The following is a 21,823-nucleotide window of genomic DNA, read 5'->3' on the forward strand; positions in this document are numbered from 1 at the left end:
AGTCTGAGAAGGTCAGCGCCCTAGCTGCCCTTCTCAATCATGTAGCGCACCACACTGCGCAATTGCTCGTCAGTGGCCTTGGGGGCAGCACCACGCGGCGGCATGGCACCCTTGCCATTGATAACCACTTCCATCAAGGCGTCTTCACCTTTGGCAATCAAGGGTGCCCAACGAGCCTTATCACCCAGACGGGGCGCATTGGCCATTCCGGATGCGTGGCAGACCATACACGACGATTTATATAGTTTGAGGGCTTCGTCGGAATCGGCATGTGCTGCAGGTACAGCGGCCAACAAAAACAGAGCGGCCATTGCGGATGACATCATAGTGGCGGAGCGATAGGTTCTCATGGTTTTACCCTTTAAACAGTCGGCATGAACACATGCCCGGCTGACACTTCGTTTTCTGAACAAGGGACCTGGCTTTCAAAGTCCATCCCCCCTGCTTGTTCTTTGGCTGATTACGATCCAGGTACGGCTTGCAAGCCCGGACGGAATTGATTCGTACTCCTGTTCCTCAACTCCGCGCTCCGGGTACCAACTCCTGTCTTAAGCCTTGATCGGGCCGGGAGGGCTGACTTGTTTCATCAAGTCATCGTTCCAGTCGCCTTCGACCAGGACGTGACCGGCGGCGCCCAGCTCCATGGCTTCGATCAGGTTGTGGTTCACGTAGGCGTACACTCCAGGCTGCTTGAAGGTGTAGAGCGCCACACCGGCCGAACCGCCACGAATAAACCAGGTTTCCAGGTTCTTGGCGGGTGGGTCATCAAATTTGCCCAGTTCCCAAACCCAGTCACCGTGCCCCCCGATCAAGTGAGGACGCGTATCGCGGTTGGCCTGCGAGTGAATGAACAACACGGTTTCACCCACCTTGGCCTTCATGGCACCGTCGCCCATCAAAGCACCGACCTTGCCATTGAACACCACATGGCTGGGAATCAAACCACGCATGGCTTCCAGGGTGTCGCCGTAGCTTTCAGCCGAAGAGCCATACTTTTTGAAGTTGCCTTTTTCATCACGAGGGATGTAGAGGTCAAATTCGCCAATGGTGTAGACACGGTCGTAATGCAGCGAGTTGCCAGCCGAATCCTTCAGGCCGTCGCGTGGCAGCACCATGACAGTACCGTGCATGCCCTGAACCACGTGCCAGGCGACCGAACCTTCGGGTGCGCAGTGGTAAATGAAGGTACCGCTGCGGTCGGCCTTGAAACGCAGTGTGGCTTGCTCCCCAGGGTTGACGTTGGTCAGCTTGGCACCGCCCAGCGCGCCGGTCGAGGCGTGAAAGTCGATATTGTGCGGCATGGTGTTGCTGGCTGGATTCACCAGGGTCAACTCCAGGTAGTCGCCTTCATGCACCACCATGGTAGGACCGGGCATGGAATCGTCGAACATCATGGCGTGCATAGTAGTGCCATCACGGTCAACCTCGATTTCGCGCTCGGAAATGGTCATGCGAAATTCCACAACACGCGGCTCGGGACCCACTTTTTGCTCATGCTTATGAACCATGGGAGGCGCAACCAGATCCACCTTGACCCGCTCCAGCTTGGCGATCTGCTCTTCTGTACGTGCAGCCAGCCAAGGCGCATTCTTTTTGGGGGCGGTTGTTTCGCGGGCTTGTACTTGCGCCGCCAACAAAGTGGTTCCTGCGGCGACACCTAGGCCAGCACTTTTCAAGAAATGACGACGTTCCATACTACCTCCGGTTTGATCCAGGCCTAATGCCTGCTGATTAAATAGTTGATTGCTCTAACAGTTACAGGATGTATTTGAACGCACTTAACCTACGCTATCTTTGTTGCAGCGCAAGCATTGGCGATGCGCACAAAAAAAACCGCCCAAAAGGCGGTCTTAAAAAATACCTGTTAACGATACGCAGCAACCCAATCCGCAAGGATCGTCTGCCCAGCCGTTCTGCAACGGATCAGCTTTCGCGACTCTCTTGGACGGCCATCAGTTTGTCCAGGGCCGAGAACAAATGGCGCCGCTCGGTGGCGGTGAGTATCTGTTCCAATTCCTCCTCCAATTTTCCGACCTGCTCTTCAGCAGGCAAGAGCAAAGTCTGGCCTTGGGCAGTCAGATGTAATTGCTGCAAGCGTCGATCACGTGGATCTGAATGGCGTTCGATCAAGCCACGCTTGACCAGACGCTCGACCACCGGCACCAAATTGGACGGCGAGATATCCAGCGTTTCACCCAATTGGCGCAAATAGATTCCCGGATTGGCATCGAGCAAGATCAAAATAGAAAACTCGCTGGGCTTGAGATCATGCTCGGCAACACGATGCGCAAACAGCTTATGAATATGAATTTCCGTACGCGTGAGGCGATAGCCCAGAAAGCGCAGAAGGCGCGACTGGTCAACAGCGGATTCGAGAGCACTGTCCATGAGTTGGTGTCTGACTAAAAAAAGAAAAACGCCTGCAAGACAGTGTCGACACAACATCGACACCATCCTGAGCGGCACACCGTTGATCGGTGCAGACGTCAATCATAGAACATAGACCCGCCAACCGTCTCAGACGAGCTTTTGCATGGGCGCTGTGCTTGCCGCTGCCGCCTCGATCCTGCTCAAGTAATAACGGGCGTCCAGCAAGCCATGCTCAAAGAAATAATCGGCACTGGCCACCTTGCGCTCACACAAACGGGGATCGGCCTGCAAGCGACTGACCCGCCCTGCCCGCGCCCAGGCAAATGCCATGCACACGGTACCGACCACGCGCAGATAGTCCTCCGCACACCGAGCCAGCACTTGCGTATCGTGCTGAGCACGGGCGCACAAATAGGTCGTCACCTCGTGCAGATGGTCGCTCCATTGCCTTAACGCCTTCCCCCATGGACAGTCCGCCATCGCACTCAGGCAAGCATCCGCCTCTGCGCGCCAAGCCTGGAGCAAAGGCTGCAAGGCCTCGGGGCCCACGGCGGCAATCTTGCGCTGCAGCAGATCCAACGCCTGGATCTGGTTGGTTCCTTCATAAATCATGGCAATACGCGCATCCCGAAGCGTTTGCTCAATACGATACTCATGCACATACCCATAGCCACCAAAAACTTGCAGTGCGTCGCTGGCCAGAGCGAAGCCCCGCTCGGTAAAGAACGACTTGACGACCGGGGTTAGCAAAGAGGCCAGATCCAGCGCCTGAGTCTGCTCGTCGCCCTCTGGCAGGTTCTGCGCCAAATCAAGCTGATGCGCAGTCCAAGCCGCCATCACCCGCATACCTTCCGTCCAGACGCGCAAGTCGGCAAGCATGCGTTGTATGGCAGGATGGTGGGCAATAGGGTCTGCTGCTCCCTTGGCCGTTGCCGGGCGGGGCTGCACCCGCATCTGATGACGCTCGTGAGCATAAGCACGTGCCAATTGCCACGCGGATTCCGCATGCCCCAAGCCTTGCAAGCCAACGTGCAAACGAGCCGAGTTCATCATCACAAACATGGCGGCCAGACCTTGATGCGGCTTGCCAAGCAACCAAGCCTGGGCCGCCTCGAAACGCATCGCGCAGGTAGCACTACCTTTGATGCCCATTTTCTTCTCAAGGCCATCGCAATAAATCGTATTGGGCACAAGCCCGTCCTCGTGGGGAATCAGGCGCGGGGCCAGGAACAAGGACAAGCCCCGCGTCCCGGCAGGGGCACCAGGCAGACGAGCCAACACCAGATGAACGATGTTCTCGCTCATATCCTGATCGCCACCGGAGATGAAAATCTTGTTGCCATGCAAACGGTAAGAACCATCTTGTTCGGGCAGCGCCTGGGTACGCAGCAAACCCAAATCGGAGCCAGCTTGTGGTTCAGTCAGGCACATCGTGGCCAACCAGCGTCCGCTAACGATAGGCGGCAGATAAGTGCGGCGGATGTAATCATCGCCATGAGCATGCAAGCAGGCATATGCACCATGCAAAATTCCTGGATACATGGCCCAGCCATGGTTGGCCGATGCCAGCATTTCATGCAAGGCCGTATCCAGCAACTGAGGCAGGCCCTGGCCACCCACGCTGGGATCGCAGGCCAACGCAGGCCACCCAGCTTCCACAAAATCCGCATAGGCTTTAGCAAACCCGTCTGGCGTCAAGACCCGGCCATGCTCCAGACGACAGCCTTGCAAGTCGGCTGGCCCATTGAGTGGTGCCAAGACGTCGGCACAAAAGCGTCCGGCAGCCTCGACCACCCTATCTGCCGTTTCCTGATCCAGCTCCTGATGCGCCGGCAAACGGCACCAATCCTCTTGTGCCTGCAAGCAATACTGCTGCACAAACCGAAAGTCCTCCAAGGGGGGCTGATAATGTGATGCTTGCATACTTAAGTCCTCTCTTGCTGCGCCAAACCGGCGACCAGTTGACGATACGGGCCAATCGCCCGAGCGAGACACACGGCTGACAACAAGGCCGCCAAGGCTGAAACCAAACCCAATGACAACCCTACTTTCTGCTCGTCATAGAAAATAAAGTCCGTGAAAAACGCGACCAGAAACGGGCCCATGCCCAAGCCAATCAAATTAATCAGAAGCAGGTAAATCGATGTGACCTGTCCCCGCAATTGATTGGGGGTAATCGCCTGTAAGATAGGAGGAGCCAAGGCAACGGGCATCCCCAGAAAGAAGGTCGTTGCTGCCACCGCTACCAACGCAAACTCAGCAGAAGGGGCAAAGGCCAGCGCCACGCCAGTCACGATCAGAACGCTGGTGGCGATCAAGGAAATAAGAATCGAGCCTACCAGCTTGCCGCGTGCGGTCAGATGATCAGCCACAAAGCCACTGAGCAGCATGCCCCCAATGCCAAAGGTCAGAATAATGACCCCGTAAGCTGGGCCAATTTCACCGGGCGTCCAGCCCCACTGACGGATAAAGGTGGCGGGCAGCCAGGCCGTGACGCCAAACGTAATCATGGCGGTCAGTCCGGGAGCCAGCAGCAGTGGAAAGTAGGCCCGTTTATGACGCAGCACATAGCGCCAATCAGGAGCAGGAGCCGAACCGGCACGCGAAGTCGAGTCGGCCCCTTTCATCCCCCGCCTGGCCGGTTCCCGCACGGTCAGCATCAGCAGGATAAGGGGGATACCCGGCAAGGCCACCAAGATAAAGGCCGCCTGCCAGGGTTTGAAGCTGCCCAGCAGCGGAAACACCAGCGTCCCTGACTGGCTGGTCGCCTCAATGACCAGCCCACCCACAATGAAGGCAGTCGCCGATCCTATATACACCCCTGAGGTATAGATACTCATGGCGCGGGCCCGACGCTCGGGCGCAAAGTAATCGGCCAACATGGAGTAAGCGGCCGGAGACAGGGCGGCCTCGCCAATGCCCACGAACATGCGGGCGACAAAAAGCGATGCGAAACCGGTCACATAGCCCCCTGCGGCCGTGGCCAACACCCACACCACCATTCCGATCACAATCAGGTTGCGGCGGTTCCAACGGTCTGCCAAGCGGCCCAGAAAAATCCCAACAAACGTATAGAAAATGGCAAACGCAAAACCGTGAACAATACTGAACATCCAATCTGAAAGATGCAGATCCTTTTTGATGGGCTGCACCAACAGGCCCAAGATCTGGCGATCCACAAAGGACAGCGTGTAGGCCAGCAACAAGACAATCGTGACGTAATACGCATAACCCAAAGTCGAAGGCTCAGTGGAAGCGGACACGCGTACACGGCCCGGCAAATAAGGCAGGCTCAAGGCAAGCTCCTGTGAAGGATGGAGAAAGGAATTAATGGACTGGCATGAACAGCCAGCCCTGGCGGACCTCAGCCGCTTTGCCCCTGAAGCAGCATCAGGGCATCTAATGCCAGCACACCCTGACCGTCGGGCAACACAATCACCGGATTAAGGTCTATTTCACGAATAGCAGGCGTGCCACGCAACACCTGCCCAAGACGGACGATCAACTCGGCCAATGCCTCACGATCAAGCCGGGGGGAGCCTCGATAGCCATGTAACAAGGCCGCTGCCTGCAACTGATCGAGCTCATGCAATACCTGCCTTACGGACAGATCAGCATCCAGCAGACGAACATCACGCATGATTTCCGCCGTAACGCCCCCCATGCCCACCAGAATGACCGGCCCCCATTGCGGGTCCTGACGCGCCCCCACAATCATCTCCAGGCCACGCCGTCCCATGGCCTCGACCAGCACACCATCCAGGACAATATTGCCGTCGTAGTTGGCCACATTGGCATGCAGACGCGTCCAGGCTTGCTCTAAAGACGACCGGTCACCCACGTTAAGAATGACGCCACCTGCATCGCTCTTGTGACTTAACTGCGCGGACTGGGCCTTGAGCGCAACAGGCCAACCCAGCGCCTGGGCAGCCTCTACCGCCTGCTCCAGGCACGTAGCCAATTCTCCACGAGCAAATGGTATGCCTGCTGGGGCCAGAATTTGCTTGGCCTGATATTCAGGCACAACGGTGCGATCTGCCGGCAACGCTAAGGCTTGAGGTTCACTGTGGCTGCTATCAAAGCGGCGTGCTTGAAACGCTGTCAAACGTTGCACAGCGCGCAAGGCCCGTTCGGTACTGGGGAAATACGGAACACCCAGGCTGCGCATTTGCTCAATGAACTCGGGCGGGACAGCCGCCCCCTCATCCAATCCAGCAAGCACCACGGCTTTACGGGGACGCAAATCGTGTATGGCTCGCAGCACCGGGGGCATTTTGATGCCGCAGGTCACCGCATCGCCCTGGATCAGACCAATGACAAGGGTGGAGAAGCGTTCGTCCTCCAGCAAGGCCGTCAAGGTACGGTAATAAAGATCCGGATCGACCAAACCTTGTGCCGTCAGGTCCAGGGGATTGCTCACCCCCACAAAACCGGGCAACACCGCCCTGAGCTGCGGCGAGTCCTGGTCACTGATCACCGGCAGGTCCAGGTGCAAGGCCTCGGCCCAATCCAGGGTCAGGGCCTTGAAAGCGCCCGACTCCCCCAGAACCGCTACGCCCGCAGCCGGCAAGGCGGGACAACGAATGGCAATCTCGGCGATATCACCCAACTCTTCCAGTGTTTCTGCAAAAACAGCACCCGCACGCTCCATCTTGGTGCGCATCAAGGAATAGTCGCCTGCCAAAACCCCGGTATGTGTGGCCGCAGAAGCGCGAGCCGCACTACTTTTGCCCGGATGAAGCAGTACCAGCGTCTTGCCCTGACGACGTGCCTGGGTCACCGCTGCCAGCATGCGCTCTGGATGACGAAACTGCTCGACAATCATCGCAATAACACGGGTATGGCTTTGCTCCAGCAAGAACTCCACATAGTCTTCTGCAGCACTGGCCGCCTCATTGCCCGTCGAGACGGCGTAGGACAAGGGCAAATTGCGGCTAGACAAGGTGGTGCACAACACCGTCATCATGGCACCGCTTTGCGACACCACCCCGATGCACGGTTGTTGTTCCTGCGTCTTATGCCGAATATCCACTTGCACAAACGTCAGTGGCACACCTTGCTGATAACTGATGCTCCCCAGACAGTTAGGCCCTTCGATCACCATGCCAGCCTCAGCCGCGATTCGAGCAATCTCACTTTGTTCGGCCTGGCCCTGCTCACCAGCCTCGGCAAAACCTGCCGAAAAGATGATCGCCGCACCAACACGCCGCTTGGCCAGTGAACGAACGGTATCCAGGACGGCTGTTTGTGGAATCGCCAAGACAGCCACATCCACGCCGTCAGGAAGCTGTTCAACGGATGCCAGGCAAGGGCGGCCTGCTATCTGGGCACGCTTGGGATTGATCAAGTAAATCTCACCGGCAAAACCGTTGCGTTCCAGATTACCCAGTACCGATGCGCCCAGTGCGCCGGGTGTCGCGGACGCGCCCACAATAGCAATGGAACCCGGTTTTAACAGCCGTCCGATATCCGGCCGCTGAGCGGCCACCCTCTGTGTCCTTATCACTGTTGTCTCCCATTGGGTGATGTCAGCTCTCCTTCAGTCCAAGGAGGCTGTCTGCCCTGCTATGCCGGTTATCAGGCTTTTTGTTTGGAAAGGTCGTAGGTTCCCAGGCCAGGCTTGTATGTTTTATCGTCCAGGAACTGACGCATACCTTCTTTGCGGCCTTCGTTATCGAAACTGTTGGCTGCTTCCTGAACCCGCACCAGATAATCTTCAGCATTGTCGTAAGTCATTTCCCGCACACGACGAATGGCATCTTTAGTGGCCTTCAAGGCAATCGGGTTCTTTTGCAGCAAGGTTTGGGCAACCTGCGTCACGCGCTCTTGCAAGCTCTCCAAGGGCAAGGACTCATTGACCAGCCCCCACTGAGCTGCCGTCCGACCGTCAATGTTCTCACCCATCATGGCGTGATACATCGCATTACGGAACGACAAGAGCTCGACCGCAACCTTTGAGGCCCCGCCACCGGGCAAAATACCCCAGTTGATTTCTGATAGGCCAAACGTGGCCTCATCAGCGGCAAACGCCAGGTCGCAGGCGAACAAGGGGCCGTAGCCTCCACCAAAGCACCAGCCATTGACCATCGCAATCGTCGGTTTCTGAAACCAACGCAACCGGCGCCACCAACCGTAACTTTCACGTTGCGCCTTGCGCGTCCCTTCCAGGCCTGTGGCCTCGGTCTCCCGGAAATACTCTTTCAAGTCCATGCCAGCAGTCCAAGCGGAACCCTCGCCACTGAGCACCACCACACCCACGTCCTCACGGAACTCCAGCTCATCGAGCACACGCATCATCTGGCGATTCAGTTGCGGACTCATGGCATTGCGTTTTTCGGGACGATTGAATTTCACCCAGGCGATACGGTGCTCTACCGTACACGACACGGTTTGCTCTTCTGTGCGTTCAATATTCATCAGCCTTCCTTGCTCTTGTGAAATTGGGTCTTTATCCAATTAATTTGATTTAATAATTATTATGATAAATAACTATTATTGTTCATCACAATACAGCGTTAACCCTAGGTACCTGAAATAACAGCCACACAGCCTTGCAAAAGGGCACTAGTCTGGCCAAAGCAAGTGGAGCCCTCCCCCTTGCTAAACAAACTTGCCTCCAACATAAAAAAAACCGCCCGAAGGCGGTTTTTTCATAGACGGAATCTCACAGAGAAAAGAGACCGCCCCTAAACAAGATCATGATGCTTTTACTGCACCTAGCGCATTGGCGGCGGCACCGCGACGGCCAGCCATGATACGTACCCAGACCTGCTGGAACACAATCAAGGCACCGACAATAAAGACGACGTCACCCAAGGTGCGCCACCAACGCAGAGATTGCAAGATGGGCTGCTGCATGAACTCTTCGCTGCGGGCGTACCACATGCCCTCCGAAATACTGGCCCAGGCCTGGATAATCCCGGCAGGCAGCAAGCTGACGAACATCATCAGAACCAAGCCACCGTTCAGCGTCCAGAAGCCCCAGCTCATCAAACGGTCGTTATAGCGAACCTCGGGCGCGATATAACGCACCACCAGCAAGACAAAGCCCAGAGACAGGAAACCATACACACCAAACAAGGCGGCGTGTGCATGCAGTGGCGTGGTATTCAAACCCTGAATGTAGTACAGCGAGATAGGTGGGTTGATCAGGAAACCAAACACACCGGCACCGAGCATGTTCCAGAAGGCCACGGCTACAAAGAACATGACAGGCCAACGCAAATCACTCATCCAGCTAGCTTGCTTCTGCATTTTCCAGTTATGGAAGGCTTCGTAACCCAGCATGATCAAGGGCACCACTTCCAAAGCACTGAAGGAAGCACCAATGGCCATGATCGGTGTGGTCGTACCCGAGAAGTACAGGTGGTGCAAGGTACCCGGCACACCGCCCACCAGAAACAGCGAGGCAGCAGCCAGACCGGCAATGGTGGCACTACGCTTGGAAACCAGCCCCAAGGTCAGGAAGATAAAGCCCATGGCAACCGTGGCAAAGACCTCAAAGAAACCTTCAACCCACAGGTGAACCACCCACCAGCGCCAGTATTCCATGATGGTGATATTGGTGTGTTCGCCATAGAACAAGCCGGTACCGTAGAACAGGCCAATCGCCACAGTGGAGATAGTCAGCAGAACCAGCAGGTGGTTGTCGCCCTTGTCCCGACGCAGAGCAGGCCACATGCCACGCAGCATCAGCAACAGCCAGAAAGCCAAACCGATGAACTTGATGATCTGCCAGAAACGCCCCAGATCCAGGTACTCATAGCCTTGATGACCAAACCAGAAGTTCAGCTCGGGGGGCAGGATGTTCTTGATGGCCAGGAAATTACCAGCAAAAGAACCAATAAAGAGCACTATCAGGGCGCCGAACAGGATATCCACCCCCAGGCGCTGGAACTTGGGATCCTCGCCCCCGTTAATCAATGGCACCAGGAACAAGCCGGCGGTCAGGAAACCACTGGCAATCCACAAGAGAGCTGCCTGAATATGCCAGGTACGGGTCAGGGAATAAGGGAACCACTGCGACACGTCTATGCCATAGAACATCTGGCCTTCAACCGTGTAGTGCGCGGTAAAGCCACCCAGGAAAACCTGGATGACAAACAGAGCAACTGTCAGGAAAGCGTATTTCTTCAAGGCACGCTGTGAAGGGGTCAGGCGAAAAGCCAGCACCGGATCGGTAGCTGGTGCAACAGGCGCTTGCTCTTCTTTGTGCGTAAAGGCCCAAATCCAGACCAGCAAGCCAATACCGGCCAACAGCAGCACGATACTGACGATGGACCAGACGATATTGGCTGTGGAAGGATGGTTGTCCACCAAGGGCTCGTGTGGCCAGTTGTTGGTATAGCTGACAGTGGTGCCGGGACGCTCGGTTACCGTCGCCCAGGACAACCAGAAGAAAAAGCGGGTCATGTCCTGACGACGCTGCAACTCTGGCAAGGTGTTGTCCTTCATGGCGAAGCTCTCGCGGCTGGATTTCAGCTCGGGCGCGTCACCAAACAGGTCAATGTAGTACTGGGCCGTGGTATCGATGGCCTTGGCGCGGCGTTCGCTGATCTGCAGTACACCCGTTGCCTCATCAATACGGTTAGGACGGTACTCGTCTTGCAGCTCCTGCCGCAAGGTGGCCTGCTGACTAGATGTCAACTGATCATAGTTCAACGAGTAGGTTTGCTGGGCAGCCAGATCCAGCCAGGCCAGAGCCTCGCGATGCAACCAGTCTGCACTCCAGTCCGGCGCCTGATAAGCCCCGTGGCCCCAGATCGAGCCCAACTGCATGCCGCCGGTACTTTGCCAGGCGGACTGGCCACGATGTATCTGTTCCTGTGAGGTAAATTCACGGCCATCCGGTGTGACTACCTTGACGGGCATGGGGGGTGCCTGACGATACACCTCCACGCCAGTCCATCCCAGGATGGCAAAGGTGACCATGGTGACTGCCACCAGGGACCACCATAGTTTTTTATAGCTACGCATTTTCTTCTCCGTCTCGCTGATGAATCAAACGACCCAATCCAAACAGGCCCTGGCAGGAACCAGTTACCTGGTCAAAACCTGTTTGGGTACGGCCCCGGAACGGGGGACGGACCGAAGTACACGCCTTGTAGCGATGTTCTGCTAAGTCGGGGGTCATGTCATAGTCCTTAAAAATGTATGACAAAACCTCTAAAGCAAAGACCGTGCCAAGTCCAAGACGATATAGATCAATGGTTTGTCACCATCCTAGGTATAAACTACCCCAACAAAACTGGGTATTTTTCACCATAAGGGTAGTTTTCACCCATGCTAGATCTCTTGATTGCGGACCTTGCTACCGAGATTCCGGAGCCACTACGCCTGCAGCGCATGGTGCATCTGCTGGCGCGGCACTTTGGCTGTGATGCGGCCGGTTTGCTGAAGCTGGACGACACGGTGCTGCGTATTGTGGCGGCCAGCGGCCTGGGGCATGACACCTTGGGGCGGCACTTCGTGATCGCCGACCACCCTCGTCTGACACGAATTCTGAGTTCAGCCAGCCTGACTCGTTTTGAACCCAACTGTGGCCTGCCCGACCCTTACGATGGCCTACTTGATGACAAGCTGGGGCAACCCTTGCCCGTGCACGATTGCGTCGGTATTACCTTGCAAGTCCAAGGCACGCCTTGGGGTATCCTGACGCTGGATGCCTTGCGGCCAGGGACGTTTTCGGCCTCCATGCTGGTGGAGCTGAAGCACTGGTGTCTGGTGCTGGAGAGCGCCATTCGCATCAGCGAACTGGAAGAAGAGAACCGCAGCCTGCGACTGCTCTCCACCTTGCCACCCGATTATTTATCGCGCCATAACTCGGCCGCTATCATTGGCAATAGCAAACCGCTGTTGGAAGTGGTTCAGTTGCTGGACACAGTGGCCACCTCTGAGTTGCCTGTGCTCTTGCTGGGTGAAACCGGCGTGGGTAAGGAACTGTTTGCACAACGCCTGCACCAACGCTCACCACGTCACAACAGTCCCTTGATCTACGTGAACTGCGCCGCCCTGCCCGAGTCTTTGGCGGAAAGCGAGTTATTCGGGCATGTAAAGGGGGCGTTTTCCGGGGCGCATGAGAACCGCGCCGGGCGCTTTGAGGCAGCCCAGGGCGGCACCCTGTTTCTGGATGAAATCGGTGAGTTGTCTTTGACGATTCAGGCCAAGCTGCTGCGTACCTTGCAGAATGGCGAGATTCAACGCTTGGGGGCGGACCACCCCATCAAGCTGAATGTGCGTCTGGTTGCCGCCACCAACCGTGACCTGAGTCAGCAGATCGCCCACGGCGGTTTCCGGGCGGACCTGTTTCACCGCCTCTCGGTTTTTCCACTGACTATTCCGGCACTGCGCGAGCGCCATCAGGACATTTTGCTGCTGGCGGGCCACTTTCTGGAAATCAACCGATCCCGTTTGGGATTACGCGGAATCCGCTTGTCTCCCGACGCAGAAGCCGCTTTACTGGCTTATCATTGGCCGGGTAATGTTCGAGAATTGGAACATTTGATCAGCCGGGCAACTATCCGCCTGTTGGTCGACTCACCGGAACGTAACCAAATATTTACGCTTAGCGCGGATAATCTCAATTTGTTACCTTCTACCCACCAGCCTGTCGCAACGGTCAGTATGGCGGTTGATACTCCCCGCCAATCCTTGCGTCAGTCCGTGGAGCAACTACAAAGCCAACTGATCCGACAGGCTTTGGAGGACACCGCCGGTAACTGGAGCCAGGCTGCACGGCAGCTAGGCATAGACCCCAGCAATCTACACAAGCTGGCCAGCAAACTAGGGCTTAAAACCCGCTCAGAAAGCTTAAGTGATGACTGACATATCCTACCCCTCCTTGTTAGCCAGCCTACCCGTTTTCTCCAAGCTGGACGCCAGCAGCATTGACGAGCTGTGGCAAGAAGGACGCCTGATCCACTACGACAAGGACAGCCAGGTCTTTCGCCAGGAACAAAGCAGCGACCATTTTTTCGTCCTGCTGCAAGGCCTGATCAAAGTCGTGCGCACCATGCCCAATGGCTCGCAACTCTTGGTACGTTTTGCCTTGCCCGGCGATGTCATTGGCATTGCCCCTGCCCTGCGCCGCCGCAACTATCCGGCTACCGCAATCAGCGTAACCACCAGTGCGGCACTGGCCTGGCCTGAAAAATCCTGGGACAGCCTGACACAACGCTTTCCTTGCCTGCTCAGTTCCGCACAAGACACCGTTGCACAACGACTGAGCGATGCGGATGATCGCCTGCTGGAAATTCACAGTCTGGAGGTGGAGCAGCGGCTGGCTCACAGCCTGCTGCGTTTGATTCGCCAAGTAGGACAAAGCGGTGCACAAGGGACGTCCTTAAGCATTCCGGTAACCCGACAAGATCTGGCGGATCTGGCCGGCACTACCTTGTACACGGCCAGCCGTGTCGTCAGTAGCTGGGATCATCAGGGCTTGATCCTGGCAGGCCGCAAGCAAATTACGATTGCGGACCTGGACAAGTTTGCACAGGCCGTTCTGGAACGCGGCTAAGCGCGAGCCTAGTCTTCAGTGACCAGACGCAGACCCAAGTAACGCGGTGGCACACCAACCGAACACGCCCCGGTTTTTGGGTCGCGGATAAAGTCGGGCATCACCGCAATGTGTTCGCCCCCCAAGGTACGGACACCACAGTTTTCCAGGCGCGATTCTGCGCGGGGCATGCTGATGCGGTGTACCCGTACGTGGCAGGTATTGGTCCATTCTGCCACCTGCCCGCCGGCATCAAATACTCCGTACGCATTGGCCACACCCTGCCCCAAGGGCGCTAAGGGCACCTCTTGTTCTTGTTTGCGCTTGTAGCTTTCCTGATACTCCTGCAACCACAAGGCCGCCTGCTCGTTCTCATCCAGGCCACCCTGAGCCGATTCAGGGACTGTCTGGTCCGCGAAGTAACTCCACTCCAGATACTCCGGCAACCGGAATGTCTTGCCTGTCCGCTCGCTTAACCAGGCAGCGTAATCCTGCCCGTCCTGCCAGCTCACCCCGACAACCGGCATGTTCTTGGCCTGCCCTCGGCCCACCGCGTCTGCGGCCTTGCAACGTTCGGCACGGACACATTGATCGTACTCGTACTGACTGACTTGATACTTCATCGCTTTCAGAGTCGGGGCCGGGGCATACATCACCGTATCGGACGCGATCAGGCGGCCATCGAGCAAGTACTCACCAGCCTGCATGACCTCACGTGCCGGACCAGCCACTTCCACCAGCTCGGGCAAAGCGGACGGATTGCTGGACTCGCCAGCCGAACATCCGGCCAGTATGGCCACTAACAGCACGGATCCCACTACATGGCTTCGCATTATGTACCCCCTAGAGACAATCATCATTGAAACGTAGCGAGAACATCGCGTCCTTGCTCCAAGGCAAACAAAAGCCCCTTGGTCACATATCGACTCAAGGGGCTTTAGGATCGAACAGCAAGGCAAGGTAATGCGTCCGTCTCCGTCGACTTACGTCAGAAAATTCACAAAGCCAGTGATAATCACGGCGTTGAAAAAATCGATAAACAAGGAGCCCACCAAGGGAATGACAAAGAAAGCTTTGCGCGAAGGGCCATTATCTTCCGTGAAGGCCTGCATATTGGCCATGGCGTTCGGCGTTGCGCCCATACCGAAACCACAATGCCCGGCCGACATCACAACCGCGTCGTAGTCCTTGCCCATGACATTGAAGGTCACATATCGGGCAAAGAAATACATCATGACAGTCTGGGCAATCAGGATCACCAGCAAGGGGCCGGCCACTTGGGCCAGTTCCCACAACTTCATCACCATCAGAGCCATGACCAGGAAGAACGCCAGCGAGACGTTGCCGATAATTTCAAACTCTTTTTCCGGCAAGCGGTAACGACGCCAATCGATCACATTACGGATAACGGCTGCCACCAGCATGGACCCCAGGTAGGCAGGCAGCACGATGCCTCGCTCACCCAGCCATTCGATGATGACACTGCCCACACCAATCGCAATGGACAGCAGGACGACCGCGTATACCGGCATTTCAAAACCACCATCGTCAAGCTGAACAGTGTCTTTAACCGAGGTTTGCATGGCATGAGGCGCGTCTGCACCTTCATGCTGGCGACGGTGACGACGGTGTGGTACGGGGCCGTCAATCTTGTGTTTTTTCATCAGGCGTCGGCCCAAAGGACCGCCGATGACGCAACCCATCACCAGCCCCCAGGTCGAAGCGGCGATGGCAGCGGGCAAAGCGCCCACAGCACCCGCGTTCTCCAGCAAGGGGCCAAAAGCGGCAGAGGTACCATGACCTCCTGTCATGGCGACCGAACCGGCAGCCAGGCCCAACAAGGGGTTGGCATCCATCAAGGTTGCCAGGGTAACACCCATCACGTTTTGCAGAATAATCAGGACAACCGCACAGCCCAAAAACAGGGCCACAGCCAGCCCCCCCTTTTTCAACAGCTCGAAACTTGCCGAAAAGCCAATAGTGGTAAAAAAGGCCATCAACAAGAAGTTGCGTATATCGTTATTGAAAGAGAAGTTAAACGAGCCCGTCTCGTGACCCACCAGTGCAATCAAGGCAAAAATCAAACCGCCAATAATGGGGCTGGGAATGAAATAGCGGGCCAACACAGCAACGCGATTCTTTATATATTCTCCCAGCACGAGAAAAACAGCCGCCAAACCTACTGTTTGCGCTATATCGAGCTGAATATTCATCTATCCGTTCCTTACATCTTTGGAATAAGGGGCCTGCACCTCTGTGTTTGACAAAGGCTTCAAACCAGTTTGTTCAAATAGGCATACCTATCGTTGCGACTTCGCCCTTGTGGGGCAAAGACATAACCATCAACAGCGTAGCAAAACCGAGAAAAATAACATGAACAGGCGCCTAATGACGCCTATTTCCGTTAATCGGCCCGCCTTATTACAAAAAAACCCGCCGGTTGGCGGGTTGGAGAAAGGGGGATGTTTAGCGATCGCGTTCGATGGAAAACGCACACAAGCCCAGCAAGACCTGCTTGAATTCGCTCTCGGGCACATCCGCCAGAGCCTGCACAGCCAGTTGAGCCTCTGCCTCGGCCGCTGCGCGGGTGTAAGCCAGCGCGTCAGTTTGCTCAATGGCCTGGGCCACTGCCGCAAAATCCGCATCACCCGTTTCAATGGCGGACTTGATCAACTGGACTTGTTCGGCTGTACCCACTTCCATGACACGGATCAGTGGCATGGTGGGTTTACCTTCACGCAGATCGTCCCCCACGTTCTTGCCCAATGCCTGGGCATCGCCGGAGTAATCGAGCACATCATCAACCAACTGGAAAGCCGTGCCCAGATGACGGCCATAAGCCGCCATGGCCTCTTCCATCTGGGGCGACGCGCCGGCCACAATCGCACCAACTTGCGCGGCCGCCTCAAACAGTTTGGCTGTCTTGTAGCGTACGACTTGCAAGTAACGCTCCAGGGAAACATCCGGGTCGTGTACGTTCAGCAGTTGCAAGACCTCGCCTTCGGCGATCACCGTGGTGGCTGCCGACAACACAGCCATGGCCGGCATGGAGTTTGACTGCACCATCATCTCAAAGGAGCGCGAGTACAGGTAGTCGCCCACCAACACACTGGCTGCATTGCCATAGACGGCATTGGCCGTGTGGCGACCCCGACGCATATCGGATTCGTCAACCACATCGTCGTGTAACAAGGTAGCCGTGTGGATGAATTCCACGACGCCCGCCAGCAAATGATGTGTGCTCCCCTGATAGGCCAGCGCGCGGGCTACCAGCAACAAGAGCGCGGGACGCATACGCTTGCCACCCGCACTGACGATGTATTCGCCAATTGTGCGTATCAGCACCACATCCGAATTCAAGCGTTCACGAATGACGACATCAAGAGCCTTCATGTCGTCGGCAATAGGTTCAATCAGGGTGGACAGGTTCAAAACAGAATTCCGGACGAGTGAGGGAGGGGACCGATAGCGGCCAACCATAACTTTGTGATTATACGATTTTGAATCGCTTTAGGCCCATTGTTACGCATCAAGCACAACAGTGATCACAGAAAAAGGTGCCAAATTAGCGATAATAAGCGTTTCGACCTGAAACGGAGACCGTCTTGAGCTCGCAAGACCTGAGTACCCTGATCAGCCGGGCCGAGCGGGTTCTCGCTCAACTGGAAGCCTGGCTCCCCCCTGCTCCGCCCCCCATCAACTGGGATTGCGTGGCTTTTCGCTGGCGCACCAATGGTACGCGTGGCTGGTTGGAAGGTGTCCAGCACGTAGCCACTATCCACACCGACGACCTGCACCACATCGAGCGCCAAAAAAATATTATTGAGCGCAACACCCGCCATTTCCTGGCAGGCAAACCGGCCAATAACGTCTTGATGACCGGTGCTCGCGGTACCGGCAAAAGCTCGCTGGTCAAAGCCATGCTGGCCAAATTTGCCGACCAGGGCCTGCGCCTGATTGAAGTAGACAAATCCGATCTGGGCGATCTGGGTTACATCATTGACCTGATCAGCACCCGCCCCGAGCACTTCATCATCTTCAGCGACGACCTATCCTTTGAAGAAGGCGAAGCCGGTTACAAGGCGCTCAAATCCGTGCTGGACGGCTCACTGGCCTCCCCTGGCGACAATGTACTGATCTACGCTACGTCCAACCGACGTCACCTGATGCCCGAGTACATGAAAGAGAACCTGAGTACCTCCACGTCTGCGGACGGAGAGATCCACCCCGGTGAGGCCGTTGAAGAAAAGGTATCCCTGTCCGAACGCTTTGGACTATGGTTGTCGTTTTATCCCTTTAAACAAGACGACTACCTGGACATTGTGTATTACTGGCTGGGCGCATTGGGTTGCCCTGCAGAACACATTGAACGCTCACGTATGGAAGCCCTGCAATGGGCTCTGGAGCGTGGCTCGCGCTCTGGCCGGGTAGCACGTCAATTTGCTAGAGACTGGACCGCTAGACATGTCTAAACCCACGTTGGAAGTGGCCGTTGGCGTTTTACTGAACCAACACGGCCAAGTGCTACTGGGAAAACGCCCAGCCGATAAACCCTGGCCAGGCTGGTGGGAACTGCCAGGTGGCAAGATTGAAGCCGGCGAGAGCGTCATACAGGCGTTGGTACGGGAACTTCGTGAAGAGCTCGGCATTGAAACGACCTACGCGCACCCCTGGGTCACCTACACACACGAATACCCCAAGAACTTCGTCAAACTCTCTTTTTGCCTGGTGCGGGAATGGAAAGGCACCCCTCAGTGCCTGGAAGGCCAGGAGCTTGCCTGGGTCAACCCTAAAGGTCCTTTGGAAGTCGGCCCTGTACTGCCGGCTACCGAACCGCCACTGAAATGGCTGCAACTGCCCGAACGCTACCTGATTAGCAATATCGACGAGCCAGCACGCTTACCCGCCTATCTGGAACAACTGGAACAAGCCCTGCAACAAGGCCCGGCCCTGGTCCAGTTTCGTGAACCCGCCTGGGCTGCCCGACCCGATGCCGAGTTTCATTTGCACCAAGCATTCCTGCAGGTTGTGAACCTGTGCCAACGTTACCAAGCGCGCTGCCTGGTCAACAGCCTGCACCCCGAAAGCTGGTGGGACCACGCCGATGGCGTGCACTTACGCGCCAGCGACGCCCAAGCCCTGTCTGCGAAATGCCACGACACCCTGGCAACATTTCCCGCAATCAGCAAGGGCCTGATCGGCATGTCCACGCACAATGAAAGTGATATTGAAATAGCCCGCAAAATTCAGGCAGACTTTCTGGTTCTGGGCCATGTTCTGGAAACCACCTCTCATCCCGGCGATCCCGGCATGGGCTGGACTCGTTTTGCCAGCCTGGCCGAACAAGCAGGCCTGCCTGTATTTGCAATCGGCGGACAATCGGCCAACACCCTGGCGGAAGCCCGCAATCACGGTGCACATGGCATTGCCGGTATACGCCACATGCTGGACAAGGCCCCGGCATGATGCCGCAGGTCTCTATTTCGGAACACGAAGGCGTACGCTACCTGCACCTGGGCTCGGCCTGGGTGCAGGGCGCCATGCGCCTGGAGGCTCCCGATCAACTGGAGCTGCATTACATCCGTCAAATGATGATCTGGACTTTATTCCAGACCAGTCCACGCCGTATTGCTCAGCTTGGTCTAGGCGCAGGCAGCCTGACACGGTTTTGCTACCAGCACTTCCCCAAAACGCGTATTGACGCAGTGGAAATCAACCCGGAAGTGGTGCAAGCCAGCCGCCTGCTCTTTAATCTGCCACCCGACGACGAACGACTGAATGTACACACGGTAGACGCACTGGACTATCTGGACGCGGTATATGGCGAGCTGGATGTGCTGCAAATCGATGTGTATTCCGACCAAGCCGAGCACCCGGCACTGGAAAGCGAAACCTTTTACCAAGCCTGTCGCAAAGCTCTGGGGCCGCAAGGACTATTGACGGTGAATTTACTGGGCTCGGAGCTGGTACATGCGCGTAATCTACATGCGCTGCAAGAGAGCTTTCCTGCCGTGGTCTGGCTACCCGAAACCCATGACGGGAATCTGGTTGCCCTGGCTTTTATGGACCCACCACAAATTGATTTTGATGATTTGTACCAGCGTGCTGAAGAGATCCACGCCCTCTTGGGCTTGGGCGACGGCAAGGAATGGGTTGACGGGCTGTATGCCTGGATGGACCAGGACTGAGGCGGTTTCCGCGCAATATCAAGCAATGAATGAGCCGCTGTTGAACTACAAGCAAGCAAACTGCAGCCCCAATCTTGGGAGGTAGTCCAATCTTTGCTTGGTCCATACGGGGCAAACCGGACGTGGCTGCTCCGGTCCAGCCCCAGGCCGGAGAGCATGGTGAAACTACCAAACCAAGCGCCAAGGAGCCTAGCCAACGCCAAACCAAACTTAAATCAGATCAGATCAATTCAGGTCAGGTCAGGTCAGGTCAGGTCAGGTCAGGTCAGGTTAGTGTAGGTCAGGCCGAACCTATTCTGCTTTAGCGGATGGATCAGCTTCTAGCGCTTTAGTCTCTTCGGGATTCAGGCCGGTCGCCACATCCCAGCCGCCTCCTAAAGCCACCATCAGCTTGACCGCCGCCCGCAAGCGTTGAGACTCCAAATCCAAAGCCTGCCGCTCGGCCGACAGGGCCGTGGCCTGGGTTTGCGCCAGACTCAGGAAATCCACCAGACCGGCATCAAACTGGTTACGCGTCAGCCGCAGGGACTCACGTGCCGCCGCCAGAGAACGCGCCTGACTGGCTTGCTCCAGCTCCAGACCATTGCGTTCAGACAAGGCATCTTCCACTTCTTTCAACGCATCCAGAACAGTCTGGCGGTAAGCCGCCAATTGTTCGTCATAGCTGGCCTCGGCCTGTTCAACTTGTGCACGGCGCGCTCCAAAATCCAGCAAGGTCAGGGCGAAGGCAGGCCCCAGGGACCAAACACGCGCGGGTGCCGTCAGCCATTCACTTAAATCACTGCTGCTGAACCCACCACTGGCTTTCAGGTTCAAGCTGGGAAACCACGCGGCTTTGGCTACACCGATCTGGGCGTTGGCCTGCGCCATACGGCGTTCAGCGCGAGCCACATCAGGGCGACGCTCCAGCAAGCTGGATGGCAGGCCCACCGGAATATCCGGGGCGACAGGCCAAGGCGCATGCGGCACCACCTCGAACTGGGACGGCGCACGGCCCACCAACACCGCCATGGCATGCTGGTAGGTGGCCTTTTCACGATTCAAGGCCAGACGCTGAGTACGTGCGTTTTCAAGCTGGCTTAAGGCCGCCGCTACGTCTCCCGGGGCCGAAAAACCTGCATCCAGGCGATTCTGATTGATTTGCAAGGACCGCTCGTACGCGGCCACGGTTTCATCCAGCACGCGCTCGCTGGATTCCACACTGCGGTACTGCAAATAGGTTTGGGCCAATTGAGATTGCAGGCTCAAGCGCGTGGCGGCCATATCGGCAGCACTGGCTTGCAGACCCGCATCACCCGCTTCTACCTGACGGCGAATTCGCCCCCATAAGTCCACTTCCCAATTTACCGTAATGCTGGCATCGTAAGCACTGCTGCTTTGGCTGGTATCACCCGACCCACTGCCCCGCCGCGTCGTACTGGCCGAGCTGCCCACTTGCGGAAACTGAGTCGAGCGCGTGTTGGACAAGGTAGCTTGCGCCTGCCGGACGCGTGCCTGTGCTTGCTGCAAAGTGAAATTCTGTTCGTTCAGGCTTTGCATCAAGGTATTGAGCACGCCATCATTGAAGCTTTCCCACCAAGGGCCGCGATCCTTCAAATCAGCCGGTTCGGCCTGTTTCCAGGCCGTGGAACGCACCTCTTCCCGGAAGTGCTCCCCCACCGGCGCTTCGGGCCGCTGATAATCAGGGCCAACAGCACATGCGGACAGGAGCAGCACCATCCCGGCCAGTGCGAAGCGCGGGAAAATCATGGCGTTAGAAGTAGGCATATCA

17 protein-coding genes are annotated in these 21,823 nt (G+C 56.6%); 5 read left to right on the forward strand and 12 right to left on the reverse strand.

Going from position 1 to position 21,823, the window contains the following annotated elements; genetic code table 11:
* Nucleotides 1–20: 20 nt before the first annotated feature.
* The 8 genes from ACDI13_RS07715 to ACDI13_RS07750 form a co-directional block, all read right to left on the reverse strand.
* Nucleotides 21–350, reverse strand: a complete 330-nt coding sequence (locus ACDI13_RS07715; RefSeq protein ID WP_316989696.1) for a c-type cytochrome — start codon at nt 348–350, stop codon at nt 21–23.
* Between the two features lie 198 nt (nt 351–548).
* Nucleotides 549–1,694, reverse strand: a complete 1,146-nt coding sequence (gene nirK, locus ACDI13_RS07720; RefSeq protein WP_316989695.1) for a copper-containing nitrite reductase — start codon at nt 1,692–1,694, stop codon at nt 549–551.
* Nucleotides 1,695–1,923: 229 nt separating this feature from the next.
* Nucleotides 1,924–2,388 carry a MarR family transcriptional regulator gene (locus ACDI13_RS07725; protein WP_316989694.1) on the reverse strand — a complete coding sequence of 155 codons (465 nt, stop codon included), beginning with the start codon at nt 2,386–2,388 and terminating at the stop codon, nt 1,924–1,926.
* 129 nt (nt 2,389–2,517) lie between these two features.
* On the reverse strand, nt 2,518–4,293 hold the full coding sequence (locus tag ACDI13_RS07730; RefSeq protein ID WP_316989693.1) for an acyl-CoA dehydrogenase: 1,776 nt from the start codon (nt 4,291–4,293) through the stop codon (nt 2,518–2,520).
* Between the two features lie 2 nt (nt 4,294–4,295).
* Nucleotides 4,296–5,666, reverse strand: a complete 1,371-nt coding sequence (locus ACDI13_RS07735) for an MFS transporter (RefSeq protein ID WP_316989692.1) — start codon at nt 5,664–5,666, stop codon at nt 4,296–4,298.
* A 68-nt stretch (nt 5,667–5,734) separates the two neighbouring features.
* A complete protein-coding gene (locus tag ACDI13_RS07740; protein WP_316989691.1) occupies nt 5,735–7,858 on the reverse strand; it encodes an acetate--CoA ligase family protein in 2,124 nt (707 codons plus the stop codon).
* Between the two features lie 89 nt (nt 7,859–7,947).
* Nucleotides 7,948–8,787, reverse strand: coding sequence for a p-hydroxycinnamoyl CoA hydratase/lyase (locus tag ACDI13_RS07745; protein WP_316989690.1), 840 nt, complete (start codon nt 8,785–8,787; stop codon nt 7,948–7,950).
* Nucleotides 8,788–9,066: 279 nt separating this feature from the next.
* Nucleotides 9,067–11,346 (reverse strand): nitric-oxide reductase large subunit, encoded by a 2,280-nt coding sequence (locus ACDI13_RS07750; protein ID WP_316989689.1) that lies wholly within the window; start codon nt 11,344–11,346, stop codon nt 9,067–9,069.
* A gap of 306 nt (nt 11,347–11,652) precedes the next feature.
* Here ACDI13_RS07750 and norR point away from each other — a divergent pair, with 306 nt between their 5' ends.
* Complete coding sequence (gene norR, locus ACDI13_RS07755; protein WP_316989688.1) at nt 11,653–13,194, forward strand: nitric oxide reductase transcriptional regulator NorR; 1,542 nt, start codon at nt 11,653–11,655, stop codon at nt 13,192–13,194.
* Nucleotides 13,187–13,885 (forward strand): Crp/Fnr family transcriptional regulator, encoded by a 699-nt coding sequence (locus ACDI13_RS07760; protein WP_316989687.1) that lies wholly within the window; start codon nt 13,187–13,189, stop codon nt 13,883–13,885. The genes norR and ACDI13_RS07760 overlap by 8 nt, the downstream gene beginning before the upstream one ends.
* A gap of 8 nt (nt 13,886–13,893) precedes the next feature.
* Here the strand turns inward: ACDI13_RS07760 and ACDI13_RS07765 are convergent, their stop codons facing one another.
* From ACDI13_RS07765 to ispB, 3 genes are all read right to left on the reverse strand, one after another.
* Nucleotides 13,894–14,697, reverse strand: a complete 804-nt coding sequence (locus tag ACDI13_RS07765; RefSeq protein ID WP_316989686.1) for an SUMF1/EgtB/PvdO family nonheme iron enzyme — start codon at nt 14,695–14,697, stop codon at nt 13,894–13,896.
* A 150-nt stretch (nt 14,698–14,847) separates the two neighbouring features.
* Entirely contained in the window at nt 14,848–16,077 is a 1,230-nt protein-coding gene (gene gltS, locus ACDI13_RS07770; RefSeq protein WP_316989685.1) for a sodium/glutamate symporter, read from the reverse strand.
* 253 nt (nt 16,078–16,330) lie between these two features.
* Complete coding sequence (gene ispB / locus ACDI13_RS07775) at nt 16,331–17,296, reverse strand: octaprenyl diphosphate synthase (RefSeq protein WP_316989684.1); 966 nt, start codon at nt 17,294–17,296, stop codon at nt 16,331–16,333.
* 173 nt (nt 17,297–17,469) lie between these two features.
* Here ispB and ACDI13_RS07780 point away from each other — a divergent pair, with 173 nt between their 5' ends.
* Genes ACDI13_RS07780 through ACDI13_RS07790 form a run of 3 tightly spaced genes read left to right on the forward strand, consistent with a single transcriptional unit; the run spans nt 17,470 to nt 20,052 of the window.
* Entirely contained in the window at nt 17,470–18,336 is an 867-nt protein-coding gene (locus ACDI13_RS07780) for an ATP-binding protein (RefSeq protein ID WP_316989683.1), read from the forward strand.
* Complete coding sequence (locus ACDI13_RS07785) at nt 18,329–19,330, forward strand: Nudix family hydrolase (RefSeq protein ID WP_316989682.1); 1,002 nt, start codon at nt 18,329–18,331, stop codon at nt 19,328–19,330. The genes ACDI13_RS07780 and ACDI13_RS07785 overlap by 8 nt, the downstream gene beginning before the upstream one ends.
* Entirely contained in the window at nt 19,327–20,052 is a 726-nt protein-coding gene (locus tag ACDI13_RS07790) for a spermidine synthase (protein WP_316989681.1), read from the forward strand. Before ACDI13_RS07785 ends, ACDI13_RS07790 begins: the two co-directional genes overlap by 4 nt.
* Nucleotides 20,053–20,343: 291 nt before the next feature.
* Here ACDI13_RS07790 and ACDI13_RS07795 read toward each other — a convergent pair whose 3' ends face one another.
* Nucleotides 20,344–21,819: an efflux transporter outer membrane subunit gene (locus ACDI13_RS07795; RefSeq protein ID WP_316989680.1), complete on the reverse strand. Its 1,476-nt coding sequence runs from the start codon at nt 21,817–21,819 to the stop codon at nt 20,344–20,346.
* Nucleotides 21,820–21,823 lie beyond the last annotated feature (4 nt).

Origin of the sequence: Alcaligenes faecalis (genome assembly GCF_041521385.1) — a bacterium.
Taxonomy (GTDB): Bacteria; Pseudomonadota; Gammaproteobacteria; order Burkholderiales; family Burkholderiaceae_B; genus Alcaligenes; species Alcaligenes faecalis_E.